The sequence below is a fragment of the Rhodococcus sp. P4_B6 genome (genome assembly GCF_056402215.1).
Genome location: NZ_JBFUHV010000160.1, coordinates 1 through 3602, shown reverse-complemented (window position 1 = coordinate 3602; position 3602 = coordinate 1). Strand labels below are relative to the sequence as shown.

Sequence of the window (3602 nt, the reverse complement as noted above, 5' to 3'; positions counted from 1 at the left end):
GTGTGAGCGCACTCGCTCACACCGCCGCGTCCCTGCTTCTTCGCGCTACGTCACAGGAGGTTACGTCACAGGAGAACGGCGCCGCCGGCGCCCGGCGTCGCCTCTCGGGCCACCGCGGAGTACGCGGCGACGAGCAGAGACGGGTCCGGGCCCTCGAGCCGTCCGGGCTTCGCGAGCCCGTCGAGCACGACGAACCGCAGCACGCCGGCCCGGTTCTTCTTGTCCGTCTGCATTCCCTCGACCAGCTGGCCGAACGCGTCCGCGTCGTACGTGGTGGGCAGCCCCACCAGTTCCAGGATGGTGCGGTGCCGGTCCGCCGTCGCATCGTCCAGACGTCCCGCCAGCCGTCCCAGCTCGGCCGCGAAGACGAGCCCGACGGCGACCGCCGCACCGTGACGCCAGCGGTAGCGTTCACGCCGCTCGATCGCGTGCCCGAGCGTGTGCCCGTAGTTGAGGATCTCCCGCAGATCCGACTCGCGCAGGTCCGCGGCCACGACCTTGGCCTTGACCTCCACGGACCGCCGGATCAGTTCGGGCAGAACGGTTCCCGTGGGGTCCAGCGCGGCCTCGGGATCCTTCTCGATGAGCTCCAGGATCACGGGGTCGGCGATGAATCCGGTCTTCACGACCTCCGCCATGCCCGCGACGATCTCGTTGCGGGGCACCGTCTCGAGCGTCGCCAGGTCGATCAGCACCGCCGACGGCTCGTGGAACGAGCCCACCAGGTTCTTGCCGGCCTCGGTGTTGATGCCGGTCTTTCCGCCGACCGCCGCATCCACCATCGCGAGCAGCGTCGTGGGCACGTGGATCACGCGCACCCCGCGCATCCACGTGGCCGCAACGAACCCGGCCAGATCGGTGGCCGCGCCGCCCCCCAGACTGACGACCGCGTCGCTGCGGGTCAGGCCGATCCGGCCGAGGACCTCCCAGCAGAACCCGGCGACGGCCAGATCCTTGCCGTCCTCCGCGTCCGGAATCTCGATGCGGTGCGCATCGATCCCCTTCTCGGCGAGCGCCGCGCGCACCGCCTCCGCCGTCTCCGCCAGCGGCGGCTGGTGGAAGATCGCCACCGTCCTCGTGCCGGCGAGTTCGTCCACCAGCTCGCCGAGCAATCCGCGCCCGATGATGACCGGGTAGGGGTTCGCCGTCTGCACCTGTACGCGTACCGGTTCGGTCACTGTCTGCTGCTCCGCTCCGTCTTGTCCGAGGTTCTCGGATGTCTCTGTTCCGCCGGGTCGCCCATCACTCCGCGGCTCCGCCGGGGTCGCCGATCACTCGGCGAGTTTCGCCACCAGCTGCTGCACCACGCGGGCGGGACTCCGCCCGTCCGTGCGTATCCGGATGGACGCCACCTCCCGGTACAGCGGTCGGCGCTTGCGCATCAACTCGGTGTACTTCTGGCGGGGGTCGCCACCGGCGAGGAGCGGGCGCGCGGTGTTGGTTCCCGTGCGCTTGAGCCCCTCGGCCACGCTGATCTCGAGGTAGATCACCGTCTGGCCCTTCAACAACTCACGGGTGCGCTCGGAGAGGATGGACCCACCACCGAGCGAGACGATCCCCTCGTGACTCTCGATGGCCTTCCGCACGATCTCTTCCTCGAGGGCCCGGAAGGCTGGTTCACCCTCCTGGACGAAGATCTCGGCGATCGTGCGTCCCGCCTCTTCCTCGACGGCCACGTCGGTGTCGAACAACGACAGGTCCAGCGCCTGCGCGAGGCGACGCCCGATCGTGGACTTACCTGCTCCCGGCGGACCGACGAGCACGGCTTTCGGTGCCATCACCCGTCACCGCCCCGGCGCGACGGCAGACGGGCTGGTCATCGCGCGAGCCGGGCTGCGACACCCGACGCGTAACGCTCGTAGTTGGCGGCCGTCTCGGCCACCGAGTCGCCGCCGAACTTCTCGAGCGCGGCCTGGGCGACGACCAACGCCACCATCGCCTCGGCCACGACACCGGCGGCAGGCACCGCGCACACGTCGGACCGCTGGTGGATGGCCACGGCTTCCTCACCGGTCGACATGTCGACGGTGGCGAGCGCGCGCGGAACCGTCGAGATCGGCTTCATCGCCGCGCGCACGCGGAGCGCCTCGCCGTTGGTCATGCCGCCCTCGAGACCGCCGGCGCGGTTGGTCGAACGCAGAATTCCGTCCGGGCCGGGCCGCATCTCGTCGTGCGCCTGGCTGCCGCGGCGGCGCGCGGTCTCGAAGCCGTCGCCGACCTCGACGCCCTTGATGGCCTGGATTCCCATCAGGGCGGACGCGAGGCGGGCGTCGAGGCGGTCCGCGCCGCTGATGAACGATCCGAGACCCACGGGGAGACCGTGGATGACGACCTCGACGACACCGCCGAGGGTGTCGCCGTCACGCTTGGCGGCCTCGATCTCGGCGATCATCGATTCCTCGGCGGCCTTGTCGAACGCGCGGACCGGGCTGGCGTCGATCGCCGCCAGGTCCGATGCGGTGGGTTCGGGGCCGACGTACGGGTCGGACGCGCCGATCGAGATCACGTGTGACAGCACCTCCACGCCGAACACCTGGCGCAGGAAACCCCGGGCGAACGTCGCGGCCGCAACCCGGGCCGCCGTCTCACGCGCACTCGCGCGTTCGAGAACGGGGCGCGCGTCGTCGAACCCGTACTTGAGCATGCCCGAGTAGTCGGCGTGACCGGGGCGCGGACGGGTGAGCGGCGCGTTCCGCGCCTGGTCGGCGAGCAGGTCTGCGTCCACCGGGTCCGCGGACATGATGGTTTCCCACTTGGGCCACTCGGTGTTGCCCACCTCGACAGCGATCGGGCCGCCGAGCGTCCGGCCGTGTCGGACACCACCGACGATGGTGACCTTGTCGGCCTCGAACTTCATCCGCGCACCGCGGCCGTAGCCGAGGCGGCGTCGCGCGAGTTGGGTCGAAATGTCCTCGGACGTCACTTCGACGCCCGCGACCATCCCCTCGAGCATCGCGACGAGGGCGGGACCATGGGATTCTCCGGCAGTTATCCAGCGCAGCACGCCAATATCCTTCCATGTCGCCGCGTCCGGCAGTGACGGTGGTCCTCTCGGGGCGCGCGCGGGGTGCGGACTCGGTCAGGTGAGGTGCCCGGCGAACAACGCCACCAGCGTCGCGGCACACATGGCGGGTCCGTGTGGGAGCGGCGGCGGCGAGCGCCGGACGGCGAGGACGACGCAGCCCGCCACTGCGGTCAGTGCCGGCGCGAGCGCGGCCGCGAACACCCAAGCCTCTCCCCCGGCCAGCCCGGCGGCCGCGCCGACGCCGAGCGCAAGTTTCACGTCGCCCGCGCCGATCGCACCGGGCGCTCCCAGGTAGAGGGCGAGATAGGCCGCCGCCAGCAGGAGTCCGCCGATCACGGCGGCGGACGCGGCGCCGGTCGCGACACCGATGCCGACGATCACCAGGAACCCGGGCAGCGTCAGCAGGTTCGGCAGCCTCCGGGCGCACAGGTCGGTGGCGGCGAGACTCACACACCACCACCAGAACGCGAGCGCACCCGGCAGTATCCACACCGGGTTGCGGCCGGCGTCGGCCCAGACCGCGGCGGCGACGCCGACCGCGCACATCGCCTCGCACCAGCCCGGCGGCACCGGACCC

4 protein-coding genes are annotated in these 3602 nt (G+C 71.2%); all 4 read right to left on the bottom strand.

Annotation, left to right across the window (positions count from 1 at the left end; translation table 11 throughout):
- Nucleotides 1-65 precede the first annotated feature (65 nt).
- A complete protein-coding gene (gene aroB / locus AC1DWT_RS40655; RefSeq protein WP_072942152.1) occupies nucleotides 66-1178 on the bottom strand; it encodes a 3-dehydroquinate synthase in 1113 nt (370 codons plus the stop codon).
- Nucleotides 1179-1271: 93 nt separating this feature from the next.
- The gene (locus AC1DWT_RS40650) at nucleotides 1272-1778 is read right to left on the bottom strand and encodes a shikimate kinase (protein WP_072942154.1); all 507 of its coding nucleotides are present in this window, start codon (nucleotides 1776-1778) and stop codon (nucleotides 1272-1274) included.
- A gap of 38 nt (nucleotides 1779-1816) precedes the next feature.
- Nucleotides 1817-3004 carry a chorismate synthase gene (aroC, locus tag AC1DWT_RS40645; protein ID WP_072942156.1) on the bottom strand — a complete coding sequence of 396 codons (1188 nt, stop codon included), beginning with the start codon at nucleotides 3002-3004 and terminating at the stop codon, nucleotides 1817-1819.
- Nucleotides 3005-3079: 75 nt separating this feature from the next.
- A partial coding sequence (locus AC1DWT_RS40640) for a prepilin peptidase (RefSeq protein ID WP_477924961.1) occupies nucleotides 3080-3602 on the bottom strand: 523 nt, incomplete at its 5' end.

Excerpts from the sequence above, each read along its gene's own strand:
- AC1DWT_RS40650 (WP_072942154.1), bottom strand. The coding sequence starts at position 1,778 with ATGGCACCGAAAGCCGTGCTCGTCGGTCCGCCGGGAGCAGGTAAGTCC.